Source organism: Pantoea nemavictus, assembly GCF_037479095.1.
Lineage (GTDB): Bacteria > Pseudomonadota > Gammaproteobacteria > Enterobacterales > Enterobacteriaceae > Pantoea > Pantoea nemavictus.
On the sequence record NZ_JBBGZW010000001.1, the window covers coordinates 1,553,488 to 1,569,733 of the forward strand.

The 16,246-nt window shown below is 50.4% G+C and carries 12 protein-coding genes and 1 pseudogene; 8 read left to right on the forward strand and 5 right to left on the reverse strand.

The window, feature by feature from the left end:
• The first annotated feature begins 42 nt into the window (after positions 1 to 42).
• The gene (locus WH298_RS06955; RefSeq protein ID WP_180822543.1) at positions 43 to 666 is read left to right on the forward strand and encodes a response regulator transcription factor; all 624 of its coding nucleotides are present in this window, start codon (positions 43 to 45) and stop codon (positions 664 to 666) included.
• 318 nt (positions 667 to 984) lie between these two features.
• Positions 985 to 2,988: an NADPH-dependent 2,4-dienoyl-CoA reductase gene (locus WH298_RS06960; protein ID WP_180822544.1), complete on the forward strand. Its 2,004-nt coding sequence runs from the start codon at positions 985 to 987 to the stop codon at positions 2,986 to 2,988.
• Here the strand turns inward: WH298_RS06960 and rlmG are convergent, their stop codons facing one another.
• Complete coding sequence (gene rlmG / locus WH298_RS06965) at positions 2,989 to 4,107, reverse strand: 23S rRNA (guanine(1835)-N(2))-methyltransferase RlmG (protein ID WP_009127519.1); 1,119 nt, start codon at positions 4,105 to 4,107, stop codon at positions 2,989 to 2,991.
• Between the two features lie 81 nt (positions 4,108 to 4,188).
• Between rlmG and WH298_RS06970 the strand changes: the two genes are divergently transcribed.
• The gene (locus WH298_RS06970) at positions 4,189 to 4,689 is read left to right on the forward strand and encodes a M48 metallopeptidase family protein (RefSeq protein WP_008103482.1); all 501 of its coding nucleotides are present in this window, start codon (positions 4,189 to 4,191) and stop codon (positions 4,687 to 4,689) included.
• Positions 4,690 to 4,755: 66 nt separating this feature from the next.
• Here the strand turns inward: WH298_RS06970 and WH298_RS06975 are convergent, their stop codons facing one another.
• Positions 4,756 to 6,360 (reverse strand): hypothetical protein, encoded by a 1,605-nt coding sequence (locus WH298_RS06975; RefSeq protein ID WP_180822545.1) that lies wholly within the window; start codon positions 6,358 to 6,360, stop codon positions 4,756 to 4,758.
• Positions 6,350 to 7,369 (reverse strand): hypothetical protein, encoded by a 1,020-nt coding sequence (locus tag WH298_RS06980; protein WP_180822546.1) that lies wholly within the window; start codon positions 7,367 to 7,369, stop codon positions 6,350 to 6,352. Before WH298_RS06980 ends, WH298_RS06975 begins: the two co-directional genes overlap by 11 nt.
• Positions 7,370 to 7,577: 208 nt before the next feature.
• Here WH298_RS06980 and WH298_RS06985 point away from each other — a divergent pair.
• Positions 7,578 to 7,646 (forward strand): annotated as a pseudogene (locus tag WH298_RS06985) (metal-dependent hydrolase); the annotation flags it as partial.
• On the opposite strand, the gene WH298_RS06990 reads toward WH298_RS06985, so the two are convergent.
• Positions 7,643 to 9,331, reverse strand: coding sequence for a chloride channel protein (locus WH298_RS06990; RefSeq protein ID WP_180822547.1), 1,689 nt, complete (start codon positions 9,329 to 9,331; stop codon positions 7,643 to 7,645). The pseudogene WH298_RS06985 and the gene WH298_RS06990 overlap by 4 nt on opposite strands.
• Before the next feature lie 139 nt (positions 9,332 to 9,470).
• Between WH298_RS06990 and WH298_RS06995 the strand changes: the two genes are divergently transcribed.
• From WH298_RS06995 to WH298_RS07010, 4 genes are all read left to right on the forward strand, one after another.
• Positions 9,471 to 10,457 carry a Gfo/Idh/MocA family oxidoreductase gene (locus WH298_RS06995; protein ID WP_180822548.1) on the forward strand — a complete coding sequence of 329 codons (987 nt, stop codon included), beginning with the start codon at positions 9,471 to 9,473 and terminating at the stop codon, positions 10,455 to 10,457.
• 260 nt (positions 10,458 to 10,717) lie between these two features.
• On the forward strand, positions 10,718 to 11,689 hold the full coding sequence (locus tag WH298_RS07000; RefSeq protein WP_009127513.1) for a TerC family protein: 972 nt from the start codon (positions 10,718 to 10,720) through the stop codon (positions 11,687 to 11,689).
• Between the two features lie 230 nt (positions 11,690 to 11,919).
• Positions 11,920 to 13,167: a serine/threonine transporter SstT gene (sstT, locus tag WH298_RS07005; RefSeq protein ID WP_009127511.1), complete on the forward strand. Its 1,248-nt coding sequence runs from the start codon at positions 11,920 to 11,922 to the stop codon at positions 13,165 to 13,167.
• 607 nt (positions 13,168 to 13,774) lie between these two features.
• Positions 13,775 to 14,737, forward strand: coding sequence for an IS110 family RNA-guided transposase (locus WH298_RS07010; protein ID WP_180822549.1), 963 nt, complete (start codon positions 13,775 to 13,777; stop codon positions 14,735 to 14,737).
• A 16-nt stretch (positions 14,738 to 14,753) separates the two neighbouring features.
• Here the strand turns inward: WH298_RS07010 and WH298_RS07015 are convergent, their stop codons facing one another.
• Complete coding sequence (locus WH298_RS07015) at positions 14,754 to 16,244, reverse strand: UxaA family hydrolase (protein WP_180822550.1); 1,491 nt, start codon at positions 16,242 to 16,244, stop codon at positions 14,754 to 14,756.
• Positions 16,245 to 16,246 lie beyond the last annotated feature (2 nt).

A 16,246-nucleotide genomic window follows, 5' to 3' on the forward strand; every position in this document is an offset into this window, starting at 1 on the left:
TATCTTCAGCGTCATCACTACGATGGCGTCAAAGGGAGAGATATGTTTAATGCAAAAATCCTCATCATTGATGAGCATCGTTTGGTTGCCGCCGGCGTGCAGGCTTTATTATTAATGAATGGCTTTAATTGTGTCACTACTGCGCACACAATTAACGATGGCATTGATGACATCATTCATCAGCACATCGACATATTGATATTAGATCCTGAATTCAAAGAAAAAAATGGCATCGCATTTTTACGCGATATTGTTAAATCGAAGAGCTGGATGAAAGTCATATTGATAAGCCAGGGTGGGAACAACCACTTTTCAATACAATCGCTTAGCCAGGACGCAAATGGGTTTGTTTCAACCTATGATCCCATTCAAACCCTGATCGCTGCGATTGGCTGCGTCTCGAATAATGTAAATTACCTGCCCGGTGACATTCTGGATAAACGCCAGCGCTATGTAAATGAGCAAGATATGCTTTCTCGCTTAACAGATCGTGAGAATTTAATCCTGCGCCAACTCGCTCAAGGAAAATCAAATAAAACCATCGCTTATGAACTTGGGTTGAATAATAAAACCATCAGCACCTATAAAACAAAAATATTCCAAAAACTCGAATCAAAAAATTTATTCGATATTATTGAGCTTGCACGCCGCAACGGTGCATGTTGAAAGAAAATCAAGACCAGTCTTGCGGAATTAAAGAACGATGGCATGGCATGATATCCCTCGTCCTTACCCCGGACAGTGTGTAATAGATTGAGTACTACTGAAATCCATAACCACAGAGCTAATTTATTAGCCCCATCTTCATGCTATTACAGGGCGAGTAGGTTTCTTCCCGTGCCTGGCGAAAGCGTCCGAAACTTTCGTCTGCGACTTACCGCCCTGCTTTTTTTGATGCTTCTCACAGGCTGAACGCCTCACATTTCCTTCCCGCTAAAATCCCGCTAGAGTTCACTCATCCGACCACTTTCTGAGTATGTGATCATGTCTGAGCATTATGCCCACCTGTTTGCCCCGCTGGATTTGGGCTTTACCCAACTCAAAAACCGTTTCCTGATGGGCTCGATGCATACTGGATTAGAGGAACATGCAGCAGGCGCTGAGCGTCTGGCGGCATTCTACGCTGAGCGCGCACGCGAAGGCGTGGCGCTGATTGTCACGGGTGGCATTGCCCCCAATCCGCAAGGTGTGGTGGCGCAAGGTGGTGCGATACTCAACCAGGAGCATCAGTGCGACTGGCACCGTGAGATCACGGGTGCCGTGCATGCGGCAGGCGGAAAAATTGCGCTGCAAATTCTGCATGCTGGGCGCTACAGCTATCAGCGCGATCTGGTTGCGCCTTCGGCGTTGCAGGCACCGATCAATCCCCTTACACCGCAAGCGCTCAGCGATGCTGACATTCAGCAAACCATTCAGGACTTTGCTCGCTGCGCCAGGCTGGCACAACAGGCGGGTTATGATGGTGTTGAGATTATGGGCTCGGAAGGTTATCTGATTAACCAATTTCTGGTGGCGCATACCAATCAACGTGATGATGATTGGGGTGGCGACGTGGTGCGCCGGCAGCGGTTTGCACTAGCCGTCACGCAGGCGGTACGCGATGCCGTTGGCCGCGACTTCATCATTATTTTCCGCTTATCGATGCTGGATCTGGTGAATAACGGCAGCTCGCTGGAAGAGACACTGGCGCTGGCACACGCGCTGGAACAGTGTGGCGTGACGCTGTTTAACAGCGGCATTGGCTGGCATGAAGCGCGTATTCCTACCATCGCAACCTGCGTGCCTCGCGCCGGTTTTGCCTGGGTTACGCAACATTTACGCGAGCGCGTTTCGGTGCCGGTCATCGCCACCAATCGCATCAACCATCCTGATATTGCCGAACAACTGTTACGCGACGGGATTGCCGATATGGTGTCGATGGCGCGTCCATTTCTCGCCGATGCCGCTTTCGTCAGCAAGGCAAAAAACGGTCAGCCGGACGCCATCAACACCTGCATTGCCTGTAATCAGGCCTGCCTGGATCAGATTTTTGTCGGCAAAGTGACCTCATGCCTGGTCAATCCGCGCGCCTGCCACGAAACGCTAATGCCGGTGATCAACACTGAACACCCGAAAAAACTGGCGGTGGTAGGCGCCGGCCCTGCCGGCATGGCCTTCGCCCTGCAGGCAGCACAGCGCGGCCATCAGGTTACGCTGTATGAAGCTGATGCGCAGATTGGCGGGCAATTTAACATCGCTCGGCAAATCCCTGGCAAAGAAGAGTTCAGTGAAACGCTGCGTTATTTCCGCCATCAACTCGCCGCCGCGGGCGTAACGATCAACACACAACACCGGGTGACCGCTGGCGAGCTGGAAGCCTCGGATGAAGTGATCATCGCTACCGGCATCATCCCGCGCCAGCTGGCGATTCCCGGCATCGACCACCCTAGCGTACTGAGTTATCTCGACGTCATACGCGATAAAAAACCGGTGGGGAAACGTGTGGCCATCATCGGTGCGGGCGGCATTGGTTTTGATACTGCCGAGTTCCTGCTGCATCAAACCAGTCATGAAGATTTCTACCAAAGCTGGGGCATTGATCGAAGCTTACAGGCGCGTGGCGGTTTGATTGCGCCGCAGCCGCAGCCGGCCGATCGACAAATCTGGCTGCTGCAGCGCAAATCAGGTAAGCCGGGCGCCGGGCTGGCGAAAACCACCGGCTGGATTCATCGCGCCAGTTTGCAGGCACACGGCGTAAAGATGTGGGGTGATGTCGAATATTTGAAGATTGATGATGCTGGGCTACATCTGCGTCATCAGGGCGAAGATAAGACGTTGGCGGTAGATAATGTGGTGATTTGTGCCGGTCAGGAGCCGCTGCGTCAGCTGGCGGACGAGCTCAGCGCGCGGGGTAAAGCGGTGCGGGTGATTGGTGGTGCAGACGTGGCGCAGGAGCTGGATGCTCGCCGCGCCATTGCTCAGGCGACCGAACTGGCGCTAAGTGTCTGATTAACGCAGTTTGACCGAGCGCAACACGACAAACTTGGCATTGGACGCCACTAGCTCGCAGTTGCCAAACAGCTTTTTCATTTTGACGTGATAACCGAGGTGGCGGTTGCCAACGATGCGCAACTCGCCGCCATACTGCAGGCAGCGTTTCGCATCACGCAGCATTTGCCACGCCAGATGATCGGTCACCGCGTGCTGCTGATGGAACGGTGGATTACACAGTACCGCATGCAGGCGATCCGACGGGAAGCCGCTCAACACGTTGTTAACGCGGAACTGGCAACGCGCCATATCCTGCGGGCGGTTCACTTCCACATTCAGCTTGCTTGATGCCACCGCCATGTAAGATTCGTCATAAAACAGCACATCCGCAGCCGGGTTCTGTTCCAGCGCCAGCAAGCCAATCACGCCATTGCCACAGCCCAAATCGAGAATCTCACCTTCAATGTCAAAAGGCAGATGCTGCATAAAGAAACGTGCGCCGACATCCAGCGAGGCGCGGGAGAAGACGTTGGCGTGGTTATGGATCTGATACGCAGAATCATCGAGCGGCCACACGGTGGTCGCAGGCTGATCGGCTAACGTTGGTGCGCTATAGCGGCTATAAATCAGACGGGCTTTTTTCCATGCCAGCGAGGTTTTGCTCTCACCCAGAATGCGCTCAAACAGTTGCAGCGTGGAGTTGTGAATATCTTTGGCTTTCGCCGCCGCCAAAATCAGCGTGTCCGGCGTCACCACCTCGCGCAGCGCGCGCAGCTGATGCTCAAGCAGCGCCAGCGCTTTAGGGATTTTGATCATCACCACGGCTGGCGCAGCGGGCAGCGGCGCCAGGCTATCGATAAAGTGCACCTGATCCTCATCCATCTCGTTGAGGCGCAGGTTCTGTTTCGCCGCTTGTTCACTCAGTAAAGAGTCACTCACGTGCCACACCGGGCGCGCGCCTAATCCGCAGGTCAGGGCACCAAAGCTGTCGTTGAACACCAACACCGGTCCCTCGGGCAGCTCTTGCTGCAACAGGTACTCATCGGCGGAATCCCACGCCTGTAGCGGGCTCTCCTCGCGCATAGGCGGGAAGCGGTGCAGCGTCAGCGTGCGATTGGTCAGTTCAAGTTGGCTCATGGAATCTCCGGCGTGGTACACTTTGCGCGATTTTCGCCCTAAAAAGGGGGCGCAGTATACTGTCTTTCGTCGGGAATCCCAATGTCATTAATCTATCTGCAGGGTTACCCTGAAAACATCCTTGAACAGGTGCAGACGCTCATTGAACATGAGCGTTTAGGCTCCTTTCTCCAGCAACGCTATCCCGATACGCATAATATCGTCAGCGACCGGGCGCTTTATGATTACACGCAGGCGCTGAAAAACCGCTATATGCGCAGCGCGCCGCCGGTGAGCAAGGTGATTTGGGACAATAAGATCAAGGTGATGAAGCACGCGCTGGGGTTACATACCGCCATTTCGCGCGTACAGGGCGGCAATTTGAAAGCCAAAGCGGAGATCCGCATTTCCACTTTCTTCCGCCTGGCACCGGAAGCGTTTTTACGCATGATCGTGGTGCACGAGCTGGCGCATCTTAAAGAAAAAGAGCACGACAAAGCCTTCTATCAACTCTGCTGCCACATGGAACCGGACTATCACCAGCTCGAATTCGACGCCCGCTTATGGATGACCGACCAGGCGATGCGCGGCAACGCGGCTTAATTTGAAAAGAAATCATCAATTAATTCTGATAGTTATGATGATTTCTTTAATAGCCATTCTAAAAAATTAAACATCTACACCAAAACTATCAATTATCTTTTTGAATTCTTCAGAATATTTTGTTGACAATATTTTGCTATCACGATGATAACTATAATCTAATGAGTTAATCATACCATCTTCGTGATACTTATTAGCCTCGTACTCCTCATCTTTTAAAGTTGCACTGAGGATTATTTGCTTGTTAAGTTTCTTAAATAAATTCAATATTATTTTTTCTTTTTCCGTTGAAATTTCACCATCTCGGAATGAGTCTATAATAATTGGGAACTTATGTTTCAACACTTGATTAAGAGCATATACCTTACAAAAGTAAAATTCTTGCTCCTCACTCCCTGAAAAAGTCATATCTCTTTTAGTAAAGAGATCGTCAAAAACAATTGTGCTGTTAGGATCAATCTTATTAATAAGAAAATTCATCGCTTTCAATATCTGAAAATTCAACTCATCTCTTTCAAAAGATAATGTTTTTGAAGTTACTTCCATCAACCCAAGCTTTTCGTTTAGAATATTAATTTCAGCATTTATCGCATGAGCTTTATTGTCATAATCTATTCCTTCAACTATACACTCCCGCCAGACTAAAACGTTTACTAAACTAGGTTCAGAGTTTCCGATCTCTACACTTAATCTACCTTGAAAATCATTAATAGCAACACTGAGATCCTCAATGGCTTCTTGTTTTTGATCAATCTGCTTTCGAATTGAATTCAGAATATCAGCTCTAATATTTATATCACTGACGTTAAAAGAAATATCACCATTAGAGTAAATTATTTTTGAACTACCACAATCACCACATTTAACCTCTCCTTCACTTAGTTCTCTATTTAGAGAATTAAGCTCAGAAATAAGATGCTCCAGTTTAATTCTCCTATTTATCTCACGCTCTCTATTTTTCCTTAACTCTGATATCGTAGCGTATAGTGGATTTATCTTTTCAATACTATTTTTAACATACTCTTCATCATGCGCTTTTGAGACGTACTCAGCTACTTGATAGTTTTCTTTTATTACCTTGATTTTCTTTTTAATAGATTTTAAATCCATCTTTAAATATGATATTTCCTCCTTTAAATCCTTATGGTCTTGATCATTATTATCTAGGTCTGAAATGCCAGCCATTGCGAAGACCATATTCTTAAAGTCTACCTTATTGAAAGCACCTTTAACTATTAAATTTGACGGTGTACGATGATCTTGCCCAATGAAAAAAACCTCATACAATAGGTTAAGATCAATTGTTCTGAATCTTCCATCTTTATATATTTTAGGTAGCGGAAATATATTTTCATCAAAGAAATACTTAAAATCATTTATGGAATTGAAAACTCGCAAACCTGATTCCATTTTAACTACTATTGTGTTATTTTTTCTCAAAAATTCAATTTCACGCTCGTCATTCTCGATGCATGAATAAAAGTATTTATTTTTTTGATTAAAAGAACTTGGAAATATAGATCCATAACCTAATGAAAACATTAACCCTTGAAATAGAATTGTTTTTCCTTTGTTATTATCATTACTAAAAACCACATTAACACCATCAGTGAATCTATCCTCAACATATGCCTCATGACTATCTCCGAATGCTACTTTTCTAACTTTCATCACTAAATCCTGTAATAATAAGCGAAATTAAATATTTCACGGTAGACTCATTTAAGTAACTCTTTTTGTATCTAAATTTTGAATTCAAAGTGAAATATATACCTTCTAAGTTCCTTCTCCCATTTCTAACCTCGTTCACTATAAACTCTGACACACTCCAAAAATCGCCACATCCATTCTTATCAAAAAAGCATCTACTCAAGTTTGAATTACACTCAAGTATAAGGTCATTTATTCCTTCTTCGTCCAGCCCAGAAATTAACTGAAAAAAAGGGATTGGAATCATTTTGTTCTTGAAGACATCAACTCCAATCAATCTACTAATTATTAACGTGTGGATGTCAAGCTTTGTAATGTGACGATTGAAATTTAAAACTTCATGTGATTTAAAAACTGTTTTGTTTTCTATATAAGAGTTTTTCAGAACAGACTGTTTATCTCTTATTTCATTAAACATACTTTCATATAGTTTTGCAGAAACACTGCTATGATTTTTGAATTTTGAGACTCTTTTCACATATTCTACACATTCAAATTTATCTTCGACAAAGCAAACCACACTCATAAAATCATTAAATAAAGGAGGTACGCTTCCAGATTTATTCCCATTTATCTTCTCTAAAAGCTTTGTTCTTATACCTTTCTGAGCTTTATCAGTAAAATTTGAGACATTATATGTTGTAAGACTTTTATCAATAAGATAATCTCTTTTCATGTGTGGTGTGAAAAGTATAAGCTCATAAAAGTCAATATCTGATAGATAGTTATAATATAAGGTTAGCAAGCTTTCACCGATCTTTGCAGGATTAAGTTTGCTATGATTTTTACTTTGGATATCCCATAACTTTTCAAATTGACTACATCCTCCAGTAACATCATTGAAACAATCAACGGCAATAGTTTCAATATCTTCGCTATCTACTCTCATTGAAAGTAAATAAAGCAAAGATTTTGTCTCAAATTCAGATGCCTTTTTATTATTCCTTTCTGTATTCCTAAAAGTATACAAGTCATTCTCCATTTTTATTAATATGGCTTGAATTTAAAAAATCATTTATTAACTTCCTATGAAGCTATATTTTTACTTATAAAAATATAAAAAATCAAGACTGAAAATTGACAAACTAAAAAAATAATTAACTTATTAAATCAATCTATCAAGATTGCACCCTAGAGGCATCAACTCTAAAGCCTCAATATATTAATTATTGAATATTTTTCACCAGCTCGAATTCGACGCCCGCTTATGGATGACCGACCAGGCGATGCGCGGCAACGCGGCTTAGAGAAACTCCTGCGCTTTTTGAATCAGACTGGTTTTCGTCAATGCGCCCATAAAGCGGCGTTCTTGCGGATTATTTAGCACCGGTAAACGCTCCAGCGTTACGCGCGCAAAGGCTTCCCAACCTTCACGCATGCTTTGATTCTGATAAATGCAGGGGAAGTTATTGTCCATCACGTTACTCACTGGCGAATGCAGGGTGATCTCCTGCGACAGCACCTTGCGTGAAATATCGTGAATCGACACTACGCCGAGAAACTGCCCTTCGCTGTTAATCACATAAACATAACGTTCGCGCTTGAGTGAACTGACCGCCAGCGCCTGTCCAACCGACTCTTCCGGCTGCAGCGCCGCACCAGGAATGATCAGCTGGTCAACGCGCATATTATCGAAATCATACTTAGCTTCTGAGCGGCTGAAATGCGCGCTCACCACCGGATAAGTGCTGGAGGACTGCAGGCGATATACCACCATTGATGCCAGCACTGACGCGATCATGATCGGGAACAGCAGGCTACTGTTTAGCGTCATCTCTAGCACCATCAGCATCGCCATTAACGGCGCCTGGCTAACCGCCGCCAGCACCGCCGCCATGCCGATGGCCGCATACAGTAAGGTATCGCCCACCGGTAGATGCAGCATCACGCCAATTTGAGCCAGCGCCACGCCCAGCAGCGCGCCGATGAGTAATGAAGGGGTAAACAGCCCGCCGACTGCATTGGAGCCCACCGACAACGTGGTGGCCAGCGTCTTCAAAACCAGTAATCCCAGCAGCCCCAGCAAGACATACTGGCCATCAATGATTTTGACGATCACTTCATAACCGTTACCCAGAATATCGGTGGAGATCAGCGCCAAAAAGCCGACCATTAAACCACCGGCGCCCAGGCGCAGCGGCAGCGAACGCACGCGACCGAACATCGCCTTACTGCGCGCAATCAGTTTGATCAGCAACCAGCCGGCAATTCCGGCGACAAAACCAATCAACAGCGTCATCACTAAACTGCTGATATCCATCTGGAACAGTGCTTCAGATAGCGGATAAAGCGCGCTGCGAAAGCCCAGCGACCACATCGTCATCACCGCCACCGCCGACGCAACGATCAGCGGGATCAGCCGTTGCAGCGCTGAAATGCCAAAAGCGATTTCCGCGACAAAAATCGCTGACGCCAGCGGGGCGTGATACACCGAAGAGAGCCCCGCTGCGGCAGCCATCGCCACGATATCGCTGTTACGCAGATTCAACGACGCGGGCAACCAGCGCCCGATCAAACTGCCGCTCAGCGCCGAAAGCTGCACCATCGGCCCCTCTTTACCAATCGACGCGCCGCTGCCGATACTGGCAATCGATGACAGCGCGCGGAACAAGGAGGTTTTGGTTGGTACCGCATCGAGCCGCGCGTTGATCACTTCCAGATAATCGGTTTGCACCGTTTCCTGTTTTTCAATTGCCACCGCGTAACGCAGGAACCAGCCAGCCACTACGCCACCGGCACCCACCAGCAGCGGCCAGAAGATCCACGGCCAGACATGCATCGCCACGGTGATTTCATTATCACTGTTGAACAGCAGGTGGTTGATCAACTCAATGACAAAGCGAAACGCCAGCGTGACCAGCGAGGCCACCAATCCTACGGGAATAGCGATCAGTAATGTGGTCCAGTTCAGAGCATGTTTACTTCCACTCACCCGCGCGTCCCCGCTTAGTCGGTTAAAAAGTTGTGCGGCATCATCATATTGGAATGCGGATCCCAGGATCAAATTTCACCTGACTTCCGCTGCAATCAACATGCTACTCTGCCGTTTTACTTTAGCAGGAGAGCAGCACGTGATTCGTTTCGCCATCGTGGGAACCAACTGGATCACCCGCCAGTTTATCGACGCCGCACATGAAACCGGCAAGATGAAGCTGAGCGGCATTTATTCTCGTCATCAGCAGCAAGCCGACGCTTTTGTGGTGGATTATCCCTGCAAGTTGACGTTCACCTCGCTGGATGAACTCGCCACCAGCAGCGCAATCGATGCGGTGTATATCGCCAGCCCAAATGCGTTGCACAGCGAGCAAGCGATGCTGTTTATGTCGCACGGTAAGCATGTGATTTGCGAGAAGCCAATGGCCTCTAATCTGCGCGAAGCGGAGGCGATGATTGCCTGTGCCCGTAAGCATCAGGTGGTGTTGTTCGAAGCCTTCAAAACCGCCAGCCTGCCGACGTTCCTGCAGCTACAAAAAACCTTGCCGCAGCTGGGCAAACTGCGCAAAGCCTTGATCAACTATTGCCAGTATTCGTCGCGCTATCAGCGCTATCTGGATGGTGAAAACCCGAATACCTTTAATCCACGCTGGTCGAACGGTTCCATAATGGATATTGGCTTCTACTGCCTCGCAGCCGCCGTCACGCTGTGGGGCGCGCCGCAGCAGGTCAAAGCGCAAGCCTCTTTGCTGGAAAGCGGCGTGGATGCGCATGGCGTGGTGGTACTGGGCTACGGCGATTTTGATGTCACCTTGCTGCACTCCAAAGTTAGCGATTCACTGATCCCCAGTGAGATTCAAGGGGAAGCGGGATCGCTGGTGATCGAAAAGATCTCCGAATGCCAGCAGCTGCGCTTTATCCCGCGCGGCGGCGAGAGCCAAAACCTGACGCAGCCGCAGCATATTAATACCATGCTGTATGAAGCAGAAACCTTTGCCAAACTGGTTGAAGCCGGTGAAGTTGAGCATGCCGCGTTAGAAACCTCGCGCATTACGGCGCAACTGCTCACGGAAATTCGCCGCCAGACGGGCGTGGTTTTCCCGGCCGATCGGGCTGAAGTGTAAATATTGCAAAACATTTCTGGCGCCCTCTTGAAAGCGATTATTGAACTCCGTATGTTGAGCGCTGCAAAGGGGAGTAACTTCAACGCTGATTGATCGTCATTACGATGCGCAACACGCATCCGGTCGTCAGGCAACCCGGAATCTATTCTGAGTTGTAAGTGAGACCTTGCCGGAAGGCGAGGTTTGCTTGCAGCACCATCAAAGCGGCTGACGTCTTCTGACTTCAGCCGCTTTTTTTATGTTCAGAAAAGGATATGACTATGCACTCTGTAGGCACACCGTTACTTTGGGGCAGCTTTGCTGTTGTAGTGCTCATCATGCTAGCGATCGACCTGCTGTTACAGGGCCGACGCGGCGCACAAACTATGTCATTTAAACAAGCAGCGATATGGTCACTGGTTTGGGTCTCCGTTTCGCTGCTGTTTAGCGCTGCGTTCTGGTGGTATCTCGACGGTACCGCCGGACGCGAAGTCGCTACCGCGCAAACCCTCGCTTTCCTCACCGGCTACGTGTTAGAAAAAGCGCTGGCGGTCGATAACGTCTTTGTCTGGCTAATGCTGTTTAGCTACTTCGCTGTGCCAGCCAATCTGCAACGTCGTGTACTGATTTATGGCGTATTAGGCGCGATTGTACTGCGTACCATCATGATCTTCGCCGGTAGCTATTTGGTTACCCAGTTCAGCTGGATTCTTTACGTATTCGGCGCCTTCCTGTTGTTCACCGGCCTCAAAATGGCGCTGGCGAAAGAGGAAGATGACAACGCGGTCGGCGACAAGCCGGTGGTGCGCTGGCTGCGTAAGCATCTGCGTATGACCGATAGCCTGGATGGTGAGAAGTTCTTCACCCGCAAAAACGGCGTGCTGTTCGCGACGCCGCTGCTATTGGTGCTGATCATGGTCGAACTGAGCGATGTGATTTTCGCCGTGGACAGTATCCCCGCTATCTTCGCGGTGACCACCGATCCGTTCATTGTGCTGACCTCAAACCTGTTCGCGATTCTCGGTCTACGTGCCATGTATTTCCTACTGGCTAACGTGGCGGAACGGTTCTCCATGCTGAAATACGGTTTGGCGATTGTGTTGGTGTTTATCGGAATCAAGATGCTGATCGTTGAGTTCTACCACATTCCAGTCGGCATCTCGCTGACGGTGGTGGGCGTGATTCTCGGCGGTACGTTGCTGATCAACGCCTGGGTGAACCACAGAAACGACCAGAAGAAGATCTCACCATAATCTTCTGCAGGGGCGCTAATCGCCCCTGCTTTGTTTCGCCAGTAGCAACCTTCGCCTTTTATATATCTGTCACACTTCCCATCATCAGCAGATCAAAAAACCGATCTGCTGCGCATGCACAGAATTATCTCTTTCCTCGCTAACTCTTTTCCTTATACTCCGCCGGGCAAACCGTTGCGCACGGGAGAACCGCGCACAACACTCATGACCGCGAATAAAAAGACTGTGATATGCAAAACAACTTTATTGGACGTCTGGGCGCGCTGTTCGCAGGAAGCCTGGTAAAACAAATCATGATCGGCCTGGTGGCTGGCGTGGCGCTGGCGTGGTTCTCGCGCGACGCCGCATTAGCCGTTGGCTTGCTGGGTGAGCTGTTCGTGCGCGCGCTGAAAGCCGTCGCGCCGCTGCTGGTACTGGTGCTGGTGATCTCTTCCATCGCCAACCATCAGCAGGGACAGAAAACCAATATCCGCCCGATTATCATGCTGTATCTGCTCAGCACCTTCTTTGCTGCCGTGGTGGCGGTGATCTTCAGTCATCTGTTCCCGCAGACGCTGTCGATGAACGTCGGTGCCACGCAAATCACCCCACCGTCGGGCATTAGCGAAGTGCTGCACGGCCTGCTGATCAGCATGGTTTCCAATCCGATTGACGCACTGATGAACGCCAACTACATCGGCATTCTGGTCTGGGCGCTGGGCTTAGGTCTGGCGTTTCGTCATGCCAGCCCAAGCAGCAAAGCGTTCCTCAACGATGCGTCCAATGCCGCCACCTGGGTGGTGCGCTGTGTGATTCGCTGTGCGCCGCTGGGGATTTTTGGCCTGGTAGCCTCCATCCTCGCCTCGACCGGTTTTGACGCCATCTGGGAATACGCCAATCTGCTGGCGCTGCTGCTCGGCTGCATGCTGATTATGGCGCTGGTGATCAACCCGATGCTGGTGTTCCAGAAGATTCGCCGTAATCCCTATCCGCTGGTGTTTACCTGCCTGCGTGAAAGCGGCGTGACCGCCTTCTTCACTCGCAGCTCGGCGGCCAATATTCCGGTGAATATGGCGCTGGCTAAGCGTCTTAATCTGGATGAAGACACCTATTCCGTGTCGATTCCGCTCGGTGCCACCATCAGCATGGCGGGCGCATCGATCACCATAACTGTGTTGACGCTGGCCGCGGTACACACGCTGGGCATCTCGGTGGATGTACCAACCGCGATTCTGTTGAGTCTGGTGGCGTCGCTGTGTGCCTGTGGCGCATCCGGTGTGGCCGGCGGCTCACTGCTGCTGATTCCGGTGGCCTGCAATATGTTTGGCATTCCGAACGATTTGGCGATGCAGGTGGTGGCAGTGGGCTTCATTATTGGCGTACTGCAGGATTCAGCCGAGACCGCACTCAACTCCTCGACGGATATTCTGTTTACCGCGGCAGTTTGCCAGGCCGAAGCCGAGCGCGCGCCGCGTCGTACGGTTTCAGAATCGGAATAGTGTGTGATAGATCGCCATCAATGGCGTAATGCTCGTCAGTTAAGCAGCGCACTGGCTCCGCGGGGGTTCCGCCCGCTAAGCATATGGCAGTTTCAGAATGTGTAAAGCCGGCGGCCGGGCTAAGGTCCGAAGGCGCGGACCTTAGCAATCCGCGCCTGCGCCGTCCTCGCTGTTCCCTCGCTTATCACTCCGGCCTGACGGACCGCGCGGATTCGCCATCCCTGGCTCATGCCGCGCTTTCGCCGACGTCCTGTCGGCTCATCCTGGCCGTCACTCTGCGCTCGGCGCTGCGGATAGCGCCCAACACCATCGCCTGTCATTACCGTTTCTGGTTTGAAATTTTGCTGGCTGAAGATTTAGGGCTACCTGGTCGCCATGAATGGCGACCCTTATATCTCGATCATTCTCCTCCGGGTGCTATGATCCCCGACTGATCATCGGGAAGTTGCTGGTGAGATGGGGGCGACCCCTGGGCACAAAGCCTGCTTAGTAGATTCATCCCCGGCAACTTAACTCCCGCCTTCAAGACCGGACGGTATCCTGTGCTTCGAGCACGCATCCATAAGGATGGTCATGGCGGTTTCCCTGATGCTGTTAAGGAGAATCTATGCAAACACGTATGCCCGTCGGTATTGATATTGCTTCAAAAAAGTTTGATGTGGCCGTCTGGAAAGGCGAGACGTCTTACAAAACCAAAGTCGCCCCCAACACGCCTAAAGGCTTAAGCGCCCTGAAGAAATGGCGGGAGCCGTTCGGCTGCTGCCATATCTGCATGGAGGCCACCGGCGCGTACAGCGAGCCACTGGCCACCTTCCTGCACGATGAGGGCTATGACGTCAGCGTGGAAAATCCGGCGCGCATTAAGCGCTTTGGCCAGGCCGAACTGAACCGTAATAAGACGGATAAGGACGACGCGCGCATGATAGCGCGCTACTGCAAAATGCACGGCCCCTCGCTGTGGCAGCCGGCACCACTCAATGAGCGCAGGCTGAAAGCGCTGGTGAAGCGCCTGACGAACCTTCAGGAAATGCGGCAGATGGAAGAGAACCGTCTGGAGATATCGGATGCGGTAGTGCAGCCCTCAATCCGCGTGGTCATTGCGGCGCTGGATGCGCAGATAGACGAAACAAAGCGGGCAATAAACGACCATATCAATAATGACCCGGACCTTAAAAAGAACAAAGAGCTGCTTGAATCTATCCCGGGTATCGCGGGCGTGCTGAGCAGCACGATGCTGGCGTATATGGGCGATATGTCGAGGTTCAGAAACAGCAAGGCGCTTGTGGCGTGGGTGGGTCTGAACCCGATGCGGCAGGAGTCCGGCGAGTGGAAAGGCAAAAGCCGGATATCGAAGATGGGGAACAGCGCGATGCGTAAGGCGTTGTACATGCCAGCGATAGTGGCAATGAAGTGGAATCCGGCGGTCATCTCGCTGAAGAACCGTCTGGATGCGGGCAGGAAAACGGGAAAAGTCGTGGTATGCGCGGCGATGAAGAAGCTGCTCCAGCTGGCTTATGGTGTGCTGAAATCAGGCCGTCCGTTCGATACCAAAATATGTCTTGCCAGGTAACTGGCAAGACGGTATCTTACAAAGTCACACCGCTTTTGAAGATGGCTAACTCGCGGAAATCGTTGGTTTCATTGCGCGCCGGTTGGCCATTGGCAATCGCTACAATCATATCGATGAAATCCGCCAGCATCGCCTCCATACTCATGCCTTCAATCAGGCGCCCGGCATTAAAATCGATCCAGTGCGGTTTTTTCTCGGCCAACTGCGTATTGGTGGCGATCTTCACCGTTGGTACAAAACCGCCGTACGGCGTGCCGCGTCCGGTAGTAAACAGCACCATATGACAGCCCGCGCCTGCCAGCGCGCTGGTGGCTACCGCATCATTACCCGGCGCGCTCAACAGATTGAGTCCCGGCGTGTGTAAGCGCTCACCGTACTTCAGCACATCCACCACCTGGCTTTGTCCGGCCTTTTGCGTACAGCCAAGCGACTTCTCTTCCAGCGTGGTGATGCCGCCTGCTTTGTTGCCCGGCGATGGATTCTCGTAGATGGGCTGCTGATGATCAATAAAGTAGCGTTTGAAGTCGTTAATCATCGCCACGGTTTTGCTGAAAGTGGCTTCATCGCGACAACGACTCATCAGAATACGCTCGGCACCAAACATCTCCGGCACTTCGGTCAGCACCGTGGTACCACCGTTAGCAATCATCTGGTCAGAGAAACAGCCGAGCATGGGATTGGCGGTGATGCCGGAAAAGCCGTCTGAGCCGCCGCATTCCAGACCAAACTTCAGCTCGCTAAGTTTGCCCGGCTGACGCTTGTCCGCGCGCATTGCCTGATAAAGCGCATGCAGGCGTTCCAGCCCCGCTTCGACTTCATCATCCTGCTTCTGGCACTCCATAAACTGCACGCGATCGCTATCAAAGCCACCGAGCGTTTCGCGGAACACATCGACCTGATTGTTCTCGCAGCCCAGGCCAATCACCAGCACAGCGCCAGCATTGGGGTGCCGCACCATATTTTGCAGCATGGTCCGGGTGTTCTCGTGATCCTGTCCGAGCTGCGAGCAGCCAAACGGATGACTAAACAGGTGCACGCCATCAATACCTTCAGCGTCATGGGTCTCTTTCATAAAGCGTGTCAGGATCTGCCGCGCAATACCGTTTACGCATCCCACGGTGGGCAGGATCCACAGCTCATTGCGGATGCCCACTTCACCGCTGGCACGACGATAGATCTGCACGTCGCGGTCACCGGCCTGTGGCGGCAGCGCGAGAAAATCGGGCTGATAGTCATACTCGTCCACGTCGCTCAGATTGGTGCGTGCATTGCTGGAGTGAATGATTTCACCCGCAGCGATCGGCTGAGTAGCATGGGCGATCGGCAAGCCGTACTTGATCACCAGTTCACCGGCGGCTAAAGGCTGCAGGGCAAACTTGTGACCGCGTCCGACCTCCTGCTGCAAGGTAATCGCTTGTTGATTAATCTCGACCTGGGTATTGGCGGGCAAATCGCGCAACGCTACAGCAACGTTATCGCGTGAATGAATTCTAATGGCATCTTGCATAG

Bases quoted from the DNA above. Each gene is read 5' to 3' on its own strand.
- WH298_RS06955 (WP_180822543.1), top strand. From the start codon at position 43: ATGTTTAATGCAAAAATCCTCATCATTGATGAGCATCGTTTGGTTGCC.
- WH298_RS06960 (WP_180822544.1), top strand. From the start codon at position 985: ATGTCTGAGCATTATGCCCACCTGTTTGCCCCGCTGGATTTGGGCTTT.
- rlmG (WP_009127519.1), bottom strand. From the start codon at position 4,107: ATGAGCCAACTTGAACTGACCAATCGCACGCTGACGCTGCACCGCTTC.
- WH298_RS06970 (WP_008103482.1), top strand. From the start codon at position 4,189: ATGTCATTAATCTATCTGCAGGGTTACCCTGAAAACATCCTTGAACAG.
- WH298_RS06975 (WP_180822545.1), bottom strand. From the start codon at position 6,360: ATGAAAGTTAGAAAAGTAGCATTCGGAGATAGTCATGAGGCATATGTT.
- WH298_RS07000 (WP_009127513.1), top strand. From the start codon at position 10,718: ATGCACTCTGTAGGCACACCGTTACTTTGGGGCAGCTTTGCTGTTGTA.
- sstT (WP_009127511.1), top strand. From the start codon at position 11,920: ATGCAAAACAACTTTATTGGACGTCTGGGCGCGCTGTTCGCAGGAAGC.
- WH298_RS07010 (WP_180822549.1), top strand. From the start codon at position 13,775: ATGCAAACACGTATGCCCGTCGGTATTGATATTGCTTCAAAAAAGTTT.
- WH298_RS07015 (WP_180822550.1), bottom strand. From the start codon at position 16,244: ATGCAAGATGCCATTAGAATTCATTCACGCGATAACGTTGCTGTAGCG.